The sequence below is a fragment of the Lawsonibacter asaccharolyticus genome, from assembly GCF_022453915.1.
Lineage (GTDB): Bacteria > Bacillota > Clostridia > Oscillospirales > Oscillospiraceae > Lawsonibacter > Lawsonibacter asaccharolyticus.
This window is the reverse complement of the sequence record NZ_CP091870.1, coordinates 20,212-36,052: the sequence shown is the minus strand read 5'-3', so window position 1 is coordinate 36,052 and position 15,841 is coordinate 20,212. Positions and strand designations below refer to the sequence as shown.

At 62.5% G+C, this 15,841-nt stretch carries 13 protein-coding genes; 6 read left to right on the top strand and 7 right to left on the bottom strand.

From position 1 onward, the window contains the following. Nucleotides 1-152 precede the first annotated feature (152 nt). The 3 genes from ytvI to L9O85_RS00155 all read right to left on the bottom strand — a co-directional run bounded on the left by ytvI (nucleotide 153) and on the right by L9O85_RS00155 (nucleotide 3,493). Nucleotides 153-1,313 (bottom strand): sporulation integral membrane protein YtvI, encoded by a 1,161-nt coding sequence (gene ytvI / locus L9O85_RS00165; protein ID WP_301579131.1) that lies wholly within the window; start codon nucleotides 1,311-1,313, stop codon nucleotides 153-155. A 190-nt stretch (nucleotides 1,314-1,503) separates the two neighbouring features. Beyond that, nucleotides 1,504-2,370: a DegV family protein gene (locus L9O85_RS00160; protein WP_276758492.1), complete on the bottom strand. Its 867-nt coding sequence runs from the start codon at nucleotides 2,368-2,370 to the stop codon at nucleotides 1,504-1,506. A gap of 304 nt (nucleotides 2,371-2,674) precedes the next feature. Continuing rightward, nucleotides 2,675-3,493: a MerR family transcriptional regulator gene (locus L9O85_RS00155; protein WP_256183387.1), complete on the bottom strand. Its 819-nt coding sequence runs from the start codon at nucleotides 3,491-3,493 to the stop codon at nucleotides 2,675-2,677. Nucleotides 3,494-3,574: 81 nt separating this feature from the next. Here L9O85_RS00155 and L9O85_RS00150 point away from each other — a divergent pair, with 81 nt between their 5' ends. Further along, the gene (locus L9O85_RS00150) at nucleotides 3,575-4,213 is read left to right on the top strand and encodes a YitT family protein (protein ID WP_329737701.1); all 639 of its coding nucleotides are present in this window, start codon (nucleotides 3,575-3,577) and stop codon (nucleotides 4,211-4,213) included. Here L9O85_RS00150 and L9O85_RS00145 read toward each other — a convergent pair. Next, on the bottom strand, nucleotides 4,206-4,358 hold the full coding sequence (locus L9O85_RS00145; RefSeq protein ID WP_256183388.1) for a hypothetical protein: 153 nt from the start codon (nucleotides 4,356-4,358) through the stop codon (nucleotides 4,206-4,208). The genes L9O85_RS00150 and L9O85_RS00145 overlap by 8 nt on opposite strands. A 279-nt stretch (nucleotides 4,359-4,637) precedes the next feature. Here L9O85_RS00145 and L9O85_RS00140 point away from each other — a divergent pair, with 279 nt between their 5' ends. From L9O85_RS00140 to L9O85_RS00120, 5 genes are all read left to right on the top strand, one after another. Continuing rightward, nucleotides 4,638-5,435 carry an RNA-binding protein gene (locus L9O85_RS00140; protein ID WP_050623021.1) on the top strand — a complete coding sequence of 266 codons (798 nt, stop codon included), beginning with the start codon at nucleotides 4,638-4,640 and terminating at the stop codon, nucleotides 5,433-5,435. A gap of 17 nt (nucleotides 5,436-5,452) precedes the next feature. Beyond that, complete coding sequence (locus L9O85_RS00135) at nucleotides 5,453-5,659, top strand: DUF896 domain-containing protein (protein ID WP_301580176.1); 207 nt, start codon at nucleotides 5,453-5,455, stop codon at nucleotides 5,657-5,659. Then, the gene (locus tag L9O85_RS00130; RefSeq protein ID WP_277102916.1) at nucleotides 5,656-6,873 is read left to right on the top strand and encodes a glycoside hydrolase family 3 protein; all 1,218 of its coding nucleotides are present in this window, start codon (nucleotides 5,656-5,658) and stop codon (nucleotides 6,871-6,873) included. The genes L9O85_RS00135 and L9O85_RS00130 overlap by 4 nt, the downstream gene beginning before the upstream one ends. Nucleotides 6,874-7,014: 141 nt before the next feature. Next, nucleotides 7,015-8,274: an acetyl-CoA C-acetyltransferase gene (locus L9O85_RS00125; RefSeq protein WP_050623023.1), complete on the top strand. Its 1,260-nt coding sequence runs from the start codon at nucleotides 7,015-7,017 to the stop codon at nucleotides 8,272-8,274. 130 nt (nucleotides 8,275-8,404) lie between these two features. Further along, entirely contained in the window at nucleotides 8,405-9,469 is a 1,065-nt protein-coding gene (locus tag L9O85_RS00120; RefSeq protein ID WP_050623024.1) for a TRAP transporter substrate-binding protein, read from the top strand. A gap of 77 nt (nucleotides 9,470-9,546) precedes the next feature. Here L9O85_RS00120 and L9O85_RS00115 read toward each other — a convergent pair whose 3' ends face one another. From L9O85_RS00115 to L9O85_RS00105, 3 genes are all read right to left on the bottom strand, one after another. Continuing rightward, nucleotides 9,547-11,463, bottom strand: coding sequence for an alpha/beta hydrolase family esterase (locus tag L9O85_RS00115; RefSeq protein WP_050623025.1), 1,917 nt, complete (start codon nucleotides 11,461-11,463; stop codon nucleotides 9,547-9,549). A gap of 291 nt (nucleotides 11,464-11,754) precedes the next feature. Beyond that, nucleotides 11,755-13,596 (bottom strand): 5'-nucleotidase C-terminal domain-containing protein, encoded by a 1,842-nt coding sequence (locus L9O85_RS00110; RefSeq protein WP_276758498.1) that lies wholly within the window; start codon nucleotides 13,594-13,596, stop codon nucleotides 11,755-11,757. Then, on the bottom strand, nucleotides 13,593-15,815 hold the full coding sequence (locus tag L9O85_RS00105; RefSeq protein WP_276758500.1) for a helix-turn-helix domain-containing protein: 2,223 nt from the start codon (nucleotides 15,813-15,815) through the stop codon (nucleotides 13,593-13,595). The genes L9O85_RS00110 and L9O85_RS00105 overlap by 4 nt, the downstream gene beginning before the upstream one ends. Nucleotides 15,816-15,841 lie beyond the last annotated feature (26 nt).

The following is a 15,841-nucleotide window of genomic DNA, read 5'->3' as shown; positions in this document are numbered from 1 at the left end:
CAAACACTCCTTGCCGATTTGAACTGTGTCCGGGGGGAGCGCCTCTCTTTCCCCTTCTGACAAAAATAAGGATACGGTCTAAATATGAAGAAAGCATGAAGAAAGAGGGGGGATTTTTTGAACAATTCCCGAAAAAACTTTGACAGACCCTCTCATTTCCGCTCCGGCCGCTGGGAAAGGATCGCCGTGATGTCCCGGGCCGCCGCCGTCACATCCATCCAAAAGCCCTGAAAGATCCCCAGCCCTACCAGGTTCAGCACCACCAGGATGAGGATGGGTCCCAGGATCATGCCAGCCACTCCGGCCACCTTCATGCCCACGTAGATGCCCACCAGGGACAGGATAGGGGACAGGCCGGTCTGGTCGCCCACGAACCGTGGCTCCGCCACCCGGCGGAACATGGCCACCACCCCCCAGATCACCATCAGATAGACAGCGGTGGAGAAATCCCGGGTAAACAGAGCCACCACCGCCCAGGGCACCATAACGGTTCCCGACCCGATGATGGGGATAAAGTCCAGAATGGCCAGCCCCAGGGCCAGCAGCAGGGCGTAGTTCTGCCCCACCAGCAGGAATCCCCCCAGCAGAATGAAGAACACCCCCACCGACAGCAGCAGCTCCGCCCGCAGGTAGCCGCCGAAGGCGGCCAGGGCGGTGACCTTCACCTGCTGGAGGAAGCGGAGCAGGCTCTCGTCCAGGTGCTGGACCGCCCGCGTGCGGTGATAGGGGTAGTCCGCGGTGAGGAAATAGGAGGCCATCACAAAGACCACCAGGGCCAGCAGGAACTCCGGCACCCGCATGGCCCAGTCGGTGGCCGCCTTGGCCGCACTCAGCAGGGCGGTGGGGTCCACCGCCTGGAGGCGCTGGATGAGGGCGTTGACGGTGTCCTCCACCGTCCCCACCACCGACAGGGGCAGCAGGTCCATCGCCCGGGCAAACAGGGCCTCCATCTGATCGAAAAAGCCCTCCACCTGGGTCAGCATCCCGCTCCAATTCTGCGCCAGGGAGACCAGTTCGTTGGCCGCGGCATAGGTCAGGATGCCCAGACAGCCGCCGATCACCCCGAAGATGACCACCACCAGCAGCAGGGACAGCAGCTTCCTGCTCCAGCCCAGCCTGCGCTGGAGCCAGCGCACCGCCGGGTTGAGCAGGGCCGCCACGATCAGCGCCGCCACGAAGGGGGCGAACAGGGACAGCAGGGGAGGCCCCAGCTTGGCCACCAGCACCACCGCCGCGGCTGCCAGCACCAGGCGGATGATCAGCCGCAGCCACAACTGCCCCCGCTCCTGCCAGGACAGCTGTTCTCTCTCCACAACGACCACTCCTTCACAGTATCACATCGATACCTTCAGTTTTCCATAGCATAGTCCAGCCTATCACAAAAAGGATGAATAATATGTAAATCCCGGGGATCTCTTCCCCGCTTTCTTTCCTCCTCCCGCCCGGGCCGGGTGGACAAAATAAGGCGCGCCACAGGACCCGGGTCCCGCGGCGCGGCCAGTTTTATTTTTTCCGGTAGATGAGTCCCACCAGATTGGGTCCGGCGTTGATGGCGATAACGCCGCCAATGAAGCAGTCCATGGCCGGCTCCTGCCCAAAGGCCTGACGGCAGGACTCGGTCAGCAGCTCCGCCTGGTCGGGCCGGGCGGCCCGGATGATCAGATAGGGCGTCCCCGGCTCCCGCTCCTTCTGCGCCAGCTCCAGAATGGTGGGGATCACGTTCTTCTCCCCCCGCACCTTGGTCACCACTTTGGAGGCTCCATTCTCAAAGGTCATGATGGGCTTGAGCCCCAGGGCCTCTCCCACAAAAGCCGCGGCGGCGGAGACCCTCCCAGACTTTTTGGCAAACTTCAGATCAAAGGGGACAAAGAGCACCCGCACATGATCCACCCAGTCCTGGATATAGGCGGCGATCTCCTCCACAGAGGCGCCTGCGGCAGCCATCCGCGCCCCCTCTGCCACTGGGTAGCCGTAGCACATGGTATAGGTGTGGCTGTCGATGACCCGGATGGAGAAGGCATCCCGGGCCTCCGGGTGGTCCTCAAAGAACTCCCCCCGGGCCTGGACGGCGTTCTGGTAGGTGGCGCTGCCCTCGGAATTGATGGATGTGTAGATCAGGTCTGTGTACCCTGCTTTCCAGGTCTCCTCATAGCACTGCTGGAACTGGTACGCCGTGAGCTGGGCATGTGTCGGGATCTTGGGCTCCTCCGCCAGCGCCTGATAGAACTCCTGCGGGGTGAAATCCTCCCCATCCCGCAGTTCCCGCTCCCCCATGGCGATGGGGAAGGGCATGACCCTGATTCCCAGCTCTTCCCGCAGGGACTTGGGGATATCGGCGGCGGAATCGGTCAAAAACAGGATCTTCGCCATAGCGGTCTCCTTCCATGATACGCGCCGTGGGCGCGGACCTCCAATTTTACACCAATATTATTGCAGAAAGCCCCCCGCTTGTCAACTCCGGCCTCGTCCGCCCTCCAGCTCGCTGACCTGGGAGTTGCTGTATAAAGGATGGTTTGCACCACCTGCTACATTGGCAGAGCGAAACGACCGTTGGAAAGGAGTCCGCTGGAAAACAAGCAGGGACATGATACGCCGATGGGCGGTCAAGTCCCCTCTTTCAGCTCTATGAATTAAGATCTATTCTTTATTGACTGCTGTTTGAAAAAGTATGCTGTTACGCAATATAGAACAAAATTTTCGTTATATATTCGCTCTCGTCGGCCGTGGAAAGGTAGTCATTGATGGCGAACTCATATGAATCAGAAACAATATTGAAGTGATGGGTTCGGCAGTATTCTAAAATGCGTTCGTAGGATCTTCCGATGGAAAGATAGTCCCCTGTGTGATAGGTAAATACGCACCGCCCTTTGGGAAGTTCCAGAACGCCGTCGATATTATCAGACTTTTCAATCGACAGAAAGGCAAACGATGCTTCGGTATATCTTCCCCGCAGAATACGTTCATACGGCACGATCGCACCGCTCTGAAAGAAAATTGGAAGTTGCTCCTTGGATGACCGAACAAAACATTCCTTTGTAGCAATGCTGAGCATTTCCAACGTATAAGGTTCCGTGACCTTTTGAAGCAAAATGTATTGGGGGCTTACTTCCTCTATGGAAACGATATCGCTACAATCACGAATGGAAATAGAATGCTCTAACTGCAGACACCGATGTTCAACGCGGTTTTTTATCATTTGCAGCTCCTCAATCTGATGATTGATGGTAGAGAGCTGTTTGCGCAGCGCAGCGATAGAATTTTCAATCCTAAAACTTTTCATGTGTGCTTTAATCTCATTGAGGGAAAAGCCGATTCTTTTCATGATGCAAATCGTATCCAAATAGTCAAGCTGGCTGGAACTGTAATAGCGGTAACCGTTATCAGGATCAGTATATGCAGGACGGAAAAGTCCGATTTTATCGTAGAAAATCAAAGTCTGGCGAGAAATGTTTTGCAGTTTGGAAAGTTCACCGATGGAAAATAAATTTTTCATATAAGCCCCTTGACCTTATAGTTACTATATAGTTTATTATTTTAGCATGAAAATATGAACTTATCAAGGAGGCTGCTCAAATTGATACCCCGTATGACTGCCATTTGTAAAAAGCTTGCGGATGGCCTGACTTTCAAGAAAATACTGCTGATATTACTCGGAGCCATGATCTGCACCTTTGGGATCCACAACATTCACCAGCGGACGAACATCACAGAAGGCGGTGTGATTGGCTTAATGCTTTTAGTCGAGCATTGGCTGAAAATTTCTCCGGCTTATATTACCCCTATGCTGGATGCTGCTTGTTATTTGCTCGCATTCAAATTCCTGGGTGGGAACTTTATCAAAATCTCAATTATTTCAACACTGTTTGTTTCTGTATTTTATAAGATCTGGGAGCTGCTTCCGCCAATGCTCCCCGATTTGTCCGCACATCCGTTGATCGCCGCTGTGTTAGGCGGTATTTTTGTGGGTGTAGGCGTCGGCTTAATTGTTCGTCAGGGAGGTTCCAGTGGTGGAGATGACGCCTTGGCTTTAACAATTTCTCACGTCTCCCACTGGAAGTTATCCCGTTCTTATTTGTTCACGGATACTGTAGTGCTGCTATTATCCCTTACCTATATTCCCATAATGCGTATTGTTTTCTCATTGATAACCGTTACTGTTTCTTCGAACTTAATCGATTGGATAAAAGAATATAAATTTAAAACCATCAGATGAATATCCAATCACAAAAAGCGACAGATACTCTCTGTTTTTCCACCTTCGCTTTGACAGTAAAAACACCCTCAGCAATAGAAAGACCACACCTCGGTTTGCTGGCTTGTCCAGCCGCCGGGATGTGGTCTTTGTGATCTCTGATCATTTTGCACGTCTCCTGGTTCCGTCCTTCTTTATATAAGGCCGTCATCAGAGATCTGCCTCCCTCCGTTATTTCTTATTTTGACTGCGGGAGGTTTTTTATATCCTACATCAGCTCAAAGAGTAAAAAGGAGCCGCCCGCTGGGGCATACTGGCGGGAGGGGACGCGGCGGGCGGCCTGTCTGCCCTTCTTTCCGCGCCCTGTCAAGACCGGAGCAGCGGCCCCTCGTTGACACCACCGGCCGGATGGGATATACTACACCCACCAGAAAAGGAGGCCTCCATGAACAAGACCGAACTGTTGAACAAATGTGCCCGCAGCGGGGAGGAGCGGGTGCTGCTGGCCCGCGCCCTGGATAAGCTGGAGCTGGCCCAGAACCGCTCTGTCCCCGCCTGCACCCCATTTCTCTCCCCGGGAGAGCAGGCCTCCGTCACCGATCTGCTCAACGCCTGGGGCCGCCCCCGCCACCTGTTTTTCGGCGGATATGAGGGGGCGGAGCGGGCGGTGTGCGCCTTTCTGCCCGACTGGCAGGAGGAATCCGACTTTCTCGCCGACCCGGAGGGGCCGGTGGCCGCGCTGGAGGCCGCCTTCCCCGCGGACGCGGAGCTGTCTCACCGAGACATCCTGGGTGCCCTGATGGGACTGGGCATCACCCGGGAAAAGCTGGGGGACATTCTGTTAGACCATGGCCGCTGTCAGGTGCTGGTCCTGCGGGATGCCCTGCCCATCCTCCTCTCCCAGTGGGAGTCTGCCGGCCGCTGGAAGATGAAGCTGCGGGAGATCCCCCTGGAACAGCTGGAGGCGAAGCCGCCCCAGGTGAAGACCATTCGGGATACGGTGGCCGCCCTGCGGCTGGACGCGGTGCTTGCCGCCGGCTTCTCCACCTCCCGGTCCAAGGCGGCGGACCTGGTCTCCGCCGGCCGGGTGTCAGTAAACCACCGGGAGTGCGCCAAGGCGGACCGGACGGTGGGGGAGGGCGACGTGCTCTCCTGCCGGGGTCTGGGCAAGTGCGTGGTGAAAGAGGTGCTGGGCCAGTCTAAAAAGGGCCGCTTCATGCTGGTTCTGGAACGGTATATCTGAGAAGGAGATACGCTATGATCACACAGGAAAAAATTGACCGCATCAACGCCCTGGCCCGGAAGGCCAAGACCCCGGAGGGCCTGACGGCGGAGGAGACAGCAGAGCGCGCCGCCCTCCGTCAGGAGTATGTGGCCGCTGTGCGGGCTAATCTGGAGGCCCAGCTGGACAACACCCTCATCCAGGAGCCGGACGGCACCCGCCACCGGCTCCCCAAAAAGCTGTGAGGCGGGGGGTCCTTTGGGCGCTGCTCCTGTCCTTTCTGCTGGCCGGCTGCGCACCGGCGGGGGCGCCAGCAGGGGAGGGGAGCGGCCAGGAGCCCAGCCAGTCCGCCATGGCCCCGGCGCCGGAGGCCGGCACTTCCGCCCAGCCTCAGCCCGCCCCGGAGCCCGAGCCCCCCACCCAGGAGGAGCTGCTCCAGGCCATGGTGGACACCATGACGCCGGAGGAGAAGGCGGGCCAGCTGTTCTGGGTCCGTCTCCCGGAGACCGGCTGGGATGAGCTGGCCCGGGAGTGGCACCCCGGGGGCTTTCTTCTCTTCGGCCGGGACTTCAAAAACCGCACCCCGGAGGAGCTGCGCACTCTGCTCGCCTCCCTCCAGGAGACCTCCCCCATCCCCCTGCTCCTGGGGGTAGATGAGGAGGGGGGCACGGTGGTCCGGGCCAGCTACTACCCCGCCTTCCGGGCGGAGAAGTTCCGCTCCCCCCAGGCCCTCTTCGCTGCCGGAGGGCTGGAGGCCGTCCGGGCCGACGCCCTGGACAAGTCCGCCTTTCTGCTGGATCTGGGCCTTAACGTAAACCTGGCTCCGGTGTGCGACGTGTCCACCGACCCCGCTGACTTCATCTATGCCCGCGCCTTCGGCCAAGACGCCCAGGCTACGGCGGAGTATGCGGACACGGTGGTCTCCGCCATGGGGGAGGCGGGCATCGGCTCGGTGCTCAAGCACTTCCCGGGCTACGGCAGCAACCGGGACACCCACACCGGCATCGCGGTGGACCAGCGCCCCCTGGAGCAGTTCCGCCAGTCCGACTTCCTGCCCTTCCAGGCAGGCATCGACGCCGGGGCCGGCGGTGTGCTGGTCTCCCACAACATCGTCACCTGCCTGGACCCGGAGCTGCCCGCCTCCCTGTCCCCAGCCTCCTACCAAGTGCTGCGGGAGGAGCTGGGCTTTGAAGGAGTGGCCATGACCGACGACCTGGACATGGATGCGGTACAGAAGTATGTGGAGGAGGGCACCGCCCCGGTGATGGCCCTCCAGGCCGGGGCTGACCTGGTCCTCACCAGCGATCCCCAGGGGGGCATCCCCTCGGTGCTGGAGGCGGTGGAGACCGGGGCGCTGACCTGGGACCGGCTGGATCAGTCGGTGCTGCGGGTGCTGCGCTGGAAGCTCCAGCTGGGACTGCTGTCCCTCCCCGGGGCGGAGGATGTACAAACAAGCTAAGATTTGCCGAAATTTCCGCCTCATTTCGCAAGAAACCCCTTTGCGTTCCCGGAAAAGTTCGCTATAATGGAGCATGAAGATCCCGAGGTCCCGGCCGCCGCTCCGGCGCGCCTGATGAAAGAATGGAGGTCAACGATCCCAATGAAAGAGATCTATGTTGTCAATTGCTGCCGCACCGCCGTGGGCTCCTTCGGCGGAAGCCTGAAGGACACCCCCGCCCCCGAGCTGGGTGCCGTGGTGGTGAAGGAGGCCCTGTCCCGGGCCGGCGTGGAGCCGGAGCAGGTGGACGAGCTGATGTTCGGCTGCATCCTCACTGCTGCCCAGGGCCAGAACCCCGCCCGCCAGGTGGGCGTCAAGGCCGGCCTGCCCTACTCCGTCCCCGCCTACACCGTGGGCATGGTGTGCGGCTCGGGCATGAAGTCGGTCATCGAGGGTGCCCGGGCCATCCTGGCCGGGGACGCCGACATCATCGTGGCCGGCGGCACCGAGAATATGTCCGCCGCCCCCTACGCCCTGCCTGACGAGCGCTGGGGCGCCCGCATGGGGGACAAGAAGGTGGTGGACACCATGATCCGGGACGGACTGTGGGACGCCTACAACAACTACCACATGGGCACTACTGCTGAGAACATCTGCGACGTGTGGGGCATCACCCGCCAGGAGCTGGACGAGTTCGCCGCCGCCTCCCAGCAGAAGGCCGAGGCCGCCCAGAAGACCGGCCGCTTCGAGGATGAGATCGTCCCCGTCATGGTGAAGAAGAAGAAAGAGCTGGTGGAGTTCAAGGTGGACGAGTTCCCCCGCCCCGGCGTCACCGCCGAGGGCATCTCCAAGCTGAAGGGCGCTTTCCCTGTGGGCCCCGAGGGAGTGGAGGACGAGATCGTCCATACCTTTGAGCTCACCCAGATCCACGAGGCCGATACCCGCAAGCACGTCCAGCGGGTCACCGCCGCCAACGCCTCCGGCATCAACGACGGCGCCGCCGCCATCGTGCTCGCCTCCGGCGAGGCGGTGGAAAAGTACGGCCTGAAGCCCATGGCCAAGCTGGTCAGCTGGGGCCAGGGCGGCGTGGACCCCAAGATCATGGGCGTGGGCCCGGTGCCCGCCTCCCGCCAGGCCATGAGCAAGGCCGGCCTGAAGATCGAGGACATCGACCTGGTGGAGGCCAATGAGGCCTTTGCCGCCCAGTCCGTGGCCGTGGCCCGGGAGCTGGGCTTCGACATGAGCAAGGTGAATGTCAACGGCGGCGCCATCTCCATCGGCCACCCCGTGGGGGCCTCCGGTGCCCGCATCATCGTCACTCTGCTCCACGAGATGCAGAAGCGGCCCGAGGCCAAGCGCGGCCTGGCCACCCTGTGCATCGGCGGCGGCATGGGTGTCGCCACCATCTTTGAGAAGTGCTGAGCCGGACACCGGCGTCCCCGGGGGCTGACCGCCCGGGGCCCGGTCCGGCAGGCGGGGGCGGCGGGCTTGTGCCCGCCGCCCTTTTCCCGGAATTTTCGACCGAATGGGCCGGCAGGGGAGGGGGAGAAGTATGAAACGCTGGTCCGTCTTAGTGACGGCTGTACTGAGTTTTTCCATACTGGCCGGCTGTGCCGGCGGGGGAGAGGGGACCTATCTCTTTGACCGCCTCGCCCCCGCATCCGGCGGAACGCCCGGAGAGCCAGAGCCCCGCAGTCTGATCCTGACCCACTCCTCGCCCGCGGGCAGCCTCACCGATCAGGCTGCCCAGCTCCTGAAGGAGAAGGTGGAGGAGGCCTCCGAGGGCCAGCTCCAGATCCAGATCTACCCTGAAGACTCCTTGGGCAATTTGGACGACGGGCGGTGGTACTTTGAGAACGGGGCGGTGGACATGCGCATCGGGGCCGGCCCCAGCGATGTCTCCTCCATCGCCACCTGGCTCCCCACTCTCACCGGCTGCACTCCCGATGAGGTGAGCCAGGCTCTGCGCCCAGGTCAGCCCCTGTGGGATCTGATCTGCCAGCAGGCGGGCGACACCCTCGTCCTGGGGGTGCTGCCATCCTCCAGCCGGGTGCTCACCTCCAGCCGGCCAGTGGAGGACCTGAGCCAGCTGGACGGCCTGATGGTCCGCGTCATCCCCTCTTCCTCCCTGGACCGGCGGTTTTGGGAGGCTCTGGGGGCGCAGACGGTAGAGATCCCCATCCAGGACCTCTACCTGGCCCTCCAGCAGGGGCTGGCCGATGCCCAGGAGAACCCCATCTATTTGGTGCGCAGCTACAACTTCCACCAGCAGCAGAAATACCTGATCCCCATCAACTTTAAGGTATATCTGGAGACCATTTATCTCAATCTGGAGGTGTGCCGCAGCCTGACGGAGGAGCAGCAGGCCCTGCTCCGGCAGGCCGCGGAGGATACCTGCCGGGAGATGGTGGAGGTAACTGCCCGCTATCTGGAGGAGTGCCAGGATATCTTTCAGCGGGAGGGCATGGAGGTCCGCCCTGTGTCAGAGGAGGAGCGGGCCCGCGCCCGGGAGAAGGTCTGCCCGCTGGTGGAGGAATATCTGCTGTCCCTGTATGGCGCTGATGTCTATCAGCAGGTGCTGGACGCCCTCTCCGCCGCCCCGGAGCAGGGAAGCTGAGGGTGTCCGCATGTACGATCTCCTGCCGCCCTAAAAGAAGGAGCGGGGCCCGCCGCTGGCGGGCCCCGCTCCTTCTTTTAGTTGCGGATAATGGTGTCGTCCTGCATATACTGTACGCTGCCGTCCTCGCCTCTGGAGTAGTGGCAGAGGAAGTCATACCAGAAGAGCCGGGACTCGGAGGGGGTGGTGGTGTGGGGCTTGTCCTCGATCACGGCGAAGCGGACCATGGGCACGCCGTCCCCGTCGCACCAGATCTGGTTATGGTATCCGCTGGTCTGATACATCAGGGGGGCGTTCAGGTCCTCACAGCCGTTCCGCTCCAGCCAGTACATCATGGTAGAGGTCAGGCTGGGGCTCTGGTAGGCGCCGGCATCCTTGGTGCCCACCAGCTGGATCACGGGGACCCGGTTGGTGCTGGCCATAGGGTGGAGGGTGGCCACATCCTCAGTCACCTGCTGGTCCACATTCCGATAGCGGCCGGCACTGATGGCCACGGCGGCCACCACATCGGACATCTCACCGGCGATCATGGCGCTGGAGTTGCCTCCGTTGGAATGCCCGGTGGCATAGATCCGGCTCTCGTCGATGGAATAGCGCTCCGACACATCCTGGATCAGCTGCCGCCAGAAGGAGATGTCGTCAGGCCGGGTGGGGTCCCAGCAGTCGTTGTGGATGGGCCGGGCCATGCCGTTGTTCTCCGCATAGGGGTATGCTGTGGGGAACACCACGATGAAGCCCGCCTCCTCGGCCACCTTGAACCACTCAGAATAGGGGGCGTAGGCCTCGGCGCACTGTCCTGCGCCGTGGAGGGCCATCACCAGCGGCACCGCCTGGCTGGGGTCATCCTTGACGGACTGGGGCACATACTCCAGCCAGTAACGGGAGTAACCGTCGATGGTCCGCTCCTCCTTGGTAAAGCCCAGCGCCTCAAAGTCAATGGCGGGACGCAGGTCGTTTCCGGCCAGGGAGCGGTAGCGCTGGGCCTTGCACAGGAAGGTCTCCCACAGGGTCCTGCTCAGCTCCGGGTCGGTGTAACTCACCTCTGCCTGGGTGAGCTGTACCTTCCCCAGGGGATAGGCATTGATAAAGGTGTCATGGGAAAGCATGTTCTGCTGATACACCGTGGTCTCCAGGGGAACGTCCTGGTTGATATAGGCCGTCTCAGTGCAGTCGTTGGCCCCCTTCCAGTAATCGGCCACGGCCTGGACCCCGTCGGTCATCTCCTTCTCGATCAGCCACACCGGCACATTGACCTCATTCACGGTCTTTTCCGGGTCCACGGCGGGGGTCTGGCCCATCTGGGTCAGATAAGCCTCGTCGATGGCTCCGCCGTCCAGCACTGCCAGCCCGGAGCAGTTGTCCGGATTGGCCATGACCCACTGCTCCAGCAGGCGGCCTCCGTCGGCGTAGCCCACAAAGTAGTAGTTTCCGGTGTATGGGCTGTAATGGATCGTCTTGCTCCCCAGGGCAAAGGCGGCGCTCAGATAGTCCAGCTCCTCCTCGCCCCCCCACTGGCTGTCGGCAGGGGTCAGGGCGTGGAGCAGGAATTTATACTGGTCGGCCACCGCGGTCCAGCCGCTGCTCACCAGGAACTCCTCCGCCTTCTCCCCGGAGGGCAGGGCCACGAACACGCTGGAGGCGCAGTGCCCCGTCTCCTCCGGAATATAGGTGTAGAGCTTCCGGCCCTGAGAGAGCCCGTCCGCCTCCACCGCCTCCTGGAACAGGCCGGTGTAGGGGTGATAGTAGATCTGGTCCGGTGTCTCCTGCACCATCTTCTGGAACAGCGCCGTAAACTCCTCTGTGGTGGAACAGGGGAAGTCCTGAACGGTCAGGGGCTCCACCTGAACGGCCGCAGGGGCGGACTGTGCCCCGCTCCCGGAGCTGGATGCCGAAGAGACGCTGGAGCCTGCCCCTCCGGGCGCACCGCAGGATGTGAGCATGGCCAGAGACAGTGCCGCCGCAGCCAGCGGCAGGCGGATAGACTTGCTGCGCATGATGTGATCCTCCTTTTGCAGATTCCCGCACCGGGAGCTGTTCTGTATTTTGCTCCCATTCTGTGCTGTTTTCAGCTTAACAGGGGGCGGAATACCTGTCCATCCTCTGATTTCTCTGCTGTCTACACCGGTTTCAAAATTCAAAAAAATGAATCCCATCCAAAAAGCTGAGTACCCGGATCGTAGCTCCCGTCTATATCATGATCACAGGAGGGCCGGAGCTCGTGACGAGCTCCGGCCCTCCTGCCGCTCTGGTCCATCTCACAACTGCGGGGCGCGCCCCGCTCCTCCTCAGGCGGGGAGCTCCAGCTCCATTCCCGCCTGGATGCGGTCCGGGTCCTGGATCTGGTCCCGGTTGGCGTCATAGATCTCTACCCACCGCAGGCCGCCGCCCAGCTCCTGCCGGGCGATGGTCCACAGGCAGTCCCCGGGCTGAACCACATAGATCCGCGCCCCGGCCGCGGGCTCTTCCGGCTCCGCAGGTGCCCCGCCGGTCTCCTCCGCCGTCTCCGCGATCTGGATGCGGCCCTGTCCCCCAGGAGCGGAGTAGGCGCTCAGGTCCCCCTCCAGGATCTGGCCCAGGTAACGGATCAGTGCCTGATTGTCCAGCACCGTCTCATCCTTCAGCAGGGTGCAGCCCTGAAACATGGTGTAGCCGTCCCCGCCGCTTTTGAGCATATAGTTGTGGGAGGCCAGGGTATAGACCCGGTCCAGCTCCAGCGGCTGCCCTCCCACCTTCACACCGGTCACCCGGCGGGGGCCGTCCACAGACTGGAAGGCCCCGTTCTCGTCCACCACTACGGAGGAGGGGACAGCGGCGTCAATGGTATAGGTCAGGCCGGACACCTGGAGGAAACCTCCGCTGGTCTGGGGATACTTCCGTGCCCCCATCTCCAAGGCGTCCAGGATCTGCTGTCCGGTGGCCTCCACCAGGCACAGGGCGTTGCCATAGGGGTGCAGGTCCAGGATGTCCCCATAAGTGACCTCCCCCGGCGCCAGCTCCGCCCGGATGCCGCCGCCGTTGACAAAGGCGATATCCGCCCCCATCACCGCCCGGTAGGCGTCAGCGCAGAAGTCCCCCAGGTTGGTCTCCCGGCTCCGAACCCAGTATTCCCCGGTGGCCGGGTCGGTGGTGACCAGGGCCACGTCCGTGCTGCCCACCACTTGGCTCAGCTGCTCCTCATACTGGGCTTGGACAGCGGCGATCTCCTCCTCCATTTCCGGGTCCCTGCCGGCATAGCCGGCCACCAGCTCCGCCTGGATCTCCCCGGTGACGGGGTCCAAGATCACCTGGCCGATGGCGGTCAGGCCGGTGCCCGTCTGGGCCAGCACCACGTCCTTCCCCTCCCGGTTGGGCAGTGTCCGCTCATACTGCTCATGGGAGTGGCCGTCTAGGGACACGTCGATGCCGGTGGTGTGGGCAATGACAGCCTGGGAGGACCACTGGGCAGAGATGCCCTCATTACCCAGATGGCCCACCGCCACCACATAGTCCGCGCCCTCGGCCCGGGCCTGGTCCACTGCGGCCTGGACGCAGTCATACAGCTCCTGTCCGTCTCCTCCCTGCCGGAAGCCGTACACCGCCTCCCCGGCCTCGTCCCGGAAGTAAGTGGGGTCGGTCTTGGTCAGGCTCTCCGGGGTACAGATCCCCACATAGCCTACGGTGGTGTCCCCGTAGTCCAGGAGAGCATAGGGCTGGAACACCGGTTCGCCCGCCGCCAGGCCGGTGAAGTTGCAGCTGAGATAGGGGAACTCCGCCCCGGCCGCCAGCTCCATCAGCCGGTCCACCCCATAGTCGAACTCGTGGTTGCCTGGCACCGCCAGGTCATAGCCCGCCGCGTTCATCAGGGAGATGATGTACTCCCCCTGGGAGAGGGTGCCCACCGCCTGGCCCTGGATGGCATCTCCCGCATCCACCAGGGTCACCCGGTCCGCCCCGTACTGCTCCTCCAGCGCCCCGGCATAGGCCGCCAGGCCGGCATAGCCGATGGCGTCGTCCAGGGCACAGTGGACGTCGTTGGTGTGGAGGATCACGATCTTCTCTCCCGCCTCCGCCGCCTGGGAGGCGGGTGCCAGGGAGACCGTCAGCAGCAGCGCCGCTGTCAGCGCCGCCCATCTGTCCACCTTTTTCATGTATCATCATCCTTTCCGTTTTCATATTTTCCGCCCTGACAGCGCTCCCGATACCTGCCCGGCGTCTCGCCCACCAGACTCTTGAAGGTCCGGATGAAGCTGTTGGAGGAGTTGAATCCCGTCTGGTAGCCGATCTCCGTCACACTGGCGTCGGTGGACTCCAGCAGCAGGCGGGCCTGCTCCACCCGGTACTGCCGCAGGTAGTGGGAGAAGCCCGGCGGCTGGTATTTGCTGAACAGGCTGGACAGATAGGACACGCTCAGCCCCACGTGGCCGCTCACCTCGTTGAGGGACAGCCCGCTGTCCGAGAAGTGGGCGGCGATGTAGTCCCGGGCCCGGTCCATATAGCCACGCTGGCTGTTGTGCCCCCACTCGTCCAGCTCAGCCAGCAGCCGCTCCTGCTCCTGCCAGAAGTCGGGGGAGTCCGCAGCGCAGGCGGCGGAGTATCGCTCCCCCAGTTCCCGCTGGACCTTCAGCACCTGGGTCAGCACGCAGCCCCGCAGCATAGAGCGCATCTGCACCGGGGACTGGGCGCGTCCTACTGCCTGACGCAGGTCCGCCAGCTGGGCCCTGGCCCCCTCCAGCTCTCCGCTCAGCGCCTTCTGGAGCATCTCCCGCACCTGGGCATCATATACGCCCGCACCTACCGGACCGGGGCCGGGCTGCCCGGCCTCCCCGCAGCAATATTTCCGGTAATTCAGGTCCTGTCTGGCCTCCTGCCAGGCGGCGGAGAGCTCCAGCAGGCTTCCTCTGGCCTGGCTGGCCCCCACCGCGGCAGAGAATGGGAAGTCCCGGGTCTCCCGCTCCAGCGCCTGCCGGCAGTCCTCCAGGGGGATGGCGAATCCGCCTGGGACCGGTGGGGAAACGCACAGCACCGCCGACAGCCCTCCGCCCGGGGCGGGCTGGATCTGGGCAAGGCAGCGCCCCTCCCAAAACCGCTTCAGACTTCTCCACAGGCTCCGGGTGTAGATCTCCCCCTCCACCGCCGAGGCGCTCCTCTCCGGCACCGCCTCCACCGCCAGCACCAGGTAAGTCCCCTCCAGGGGAAAGGGGCTCTCCAGAGCAGCCAGCATCCTGGACACCTCCTCCGGCTCCGTCTGGCCCCCCTCCAGCAGGGACTGGAAGAACCGCTGGGCCAGCGCCGGGCGCACATCGGAGAGCAGTCCGGTCAGCCGCTGGTTCTCCCGCTGTCCCCGGGCCAGGGCGGCGCTGATGAGCCCGGCCTCGTCCTGGCCCGCCTCCGTCTCCTGCCCTGTGAGCATGGATTCCACGATCCGCTGGATTGGCCGGTAGATCACCTGGAGGATCACCAGGGACAGGATCAGGATCAGCAGGAGCAGCACCGCCGCCGCAGGGAGGAAGGCGGTGAGGATCTCCTGGGGAGAGGGCAGCCAGTCCCCGCTGTTCCAATAGGTCAGGCAGTACCACCCGGCCGTCTGGGACCTGGCCACACAAACTACAGTGTCTCTCTGTCCGCTCAAAGCGTACACGCCTTCCCGGGGAGATTCCTCGGTCACCATCAGCTCCTCCCGCTCCGGGTAGGTCATCCGGTTGGGAAAGACGGGCTCTCCCGCCCCGTCATAGACGTACACCGGGTCTCCGGACAGGCCGCTCCAGCCCTCCTGGAACTGTTCAAACAGGTCTCTGGCGCTGAGCTGGACGATGAGCAGTCCCAGCTTTTTGGGCTGTGGGAAGGCGACCAGCAGATATATCTTTCCGTCCTCACACCACAGGGAGGGGGTCCCGCTCTCCGCCGCCGCGGACCACCGTTCCAGCTGCCCAGGCCGCTCCGGGTCTCCCGCCTCCAGCAGCAGCTGCCGGTCGGTGAGGATCTGCCCACTTTGATAGAGGTAAAGCCAGCACCGCTCGATCAGCTCGTTCCCCTCCCGCAGCCCCTGGATCTGGGCGGCTACCCCCGAGGTCCTGGAGAAATCCGGCTTTTCCGGTGCCACCAGCAGGCTGGAGACGTCATCATCCTTCCAGAAGGTCTGGATCTGAAGCTCCAGGGCCTGGATGGTCCGGTCCAGGGAGGTGCTGGTCCGCTGGAGCATGGACATGGTGCCCTCCATCCCCTGCTCCCGGTAGCGGGACACCATCTCTCCCCGGACAAAGAGGTAGGAGCCCCCCACCGTGAGCAGGGAGAAGGCCAGCAGGATGAGGACGGTCCTCCCCAGCAGCTTCTGGGTGCGCAGCCGGCCTACCAGCGAGATGCGATTCATATCCCTTCCCTTTCTTTTTCCACTGT

Excerpts from the sequence above, each read along its gene's own strand:
- L9O85_RS00160 (WP_276758492.1), bottom strand. The coding sequence starts at position 2,370 with ATGGCGAAGATCCTGTTTTTGACCGATTCCGCCGCCGATATCCCCAAG.
- L9O85_RS00145 (WP_256183388.1), bottom strand. The coding sequence starts at position 4,358 with ATGATCAGAGATCACAAAGACCACATCCCGGCGGCTGGACAAGCCAGC.
- L9O85_RS00120 (WP_050623024.1), top strand. The coding sequence starts at position 8,405 with ATGAAACGCTGGTCCGTCTTAGTGACGGCTGTACTGAGTTTTTCCATA.
- L9O85_RS00115 (WP_050623025.1), bottom strand. The coding sequence starts at position 11,463 with ATGCGCAGCAAGTCTATCCGCCTGCCGCTGGCTGCGGCGGCACTGTCT.
- L9O85_RS00105 (WP_276758500.1), bottom strand. The coding sequence starts at position 15,815 with ATGAATCGCATCTCGCTGGTAGGCCGGCTGCGCACCCAGAAGCTGCTG.
- L9O85_RS00155 (WP_256183387.1), bottom strand. The coding sequence starts at position 3,493 with ATGAAAAATTTATTTTCCATCGGTGAACTTTCCAAACTGCAAAACATT.
- L9O85_RS00140 (WP_050623021.1), top strand. The coding sequence starts at position 4,638 with ATGAACAAGACCGAACTGTTGAACAAATGTGCCCGCAGCGGGGAGGAG.
- L9O85_RS00110 (WP_276758498.1), bottom strand. The coding sequence starts at position 13,596 with ATGAAAAAGGTGGACAGATGGGCGGCGCTGACAGCGGCGCTGCTGCTG.
- L9O85_RS00125 (WP_050623023.1), top strand. The coding sequence starts at position 7,015 with ATGAAAGAGATCTATGTTGTCAATTGCTGCCGCACCGCCGTGGGCTCC.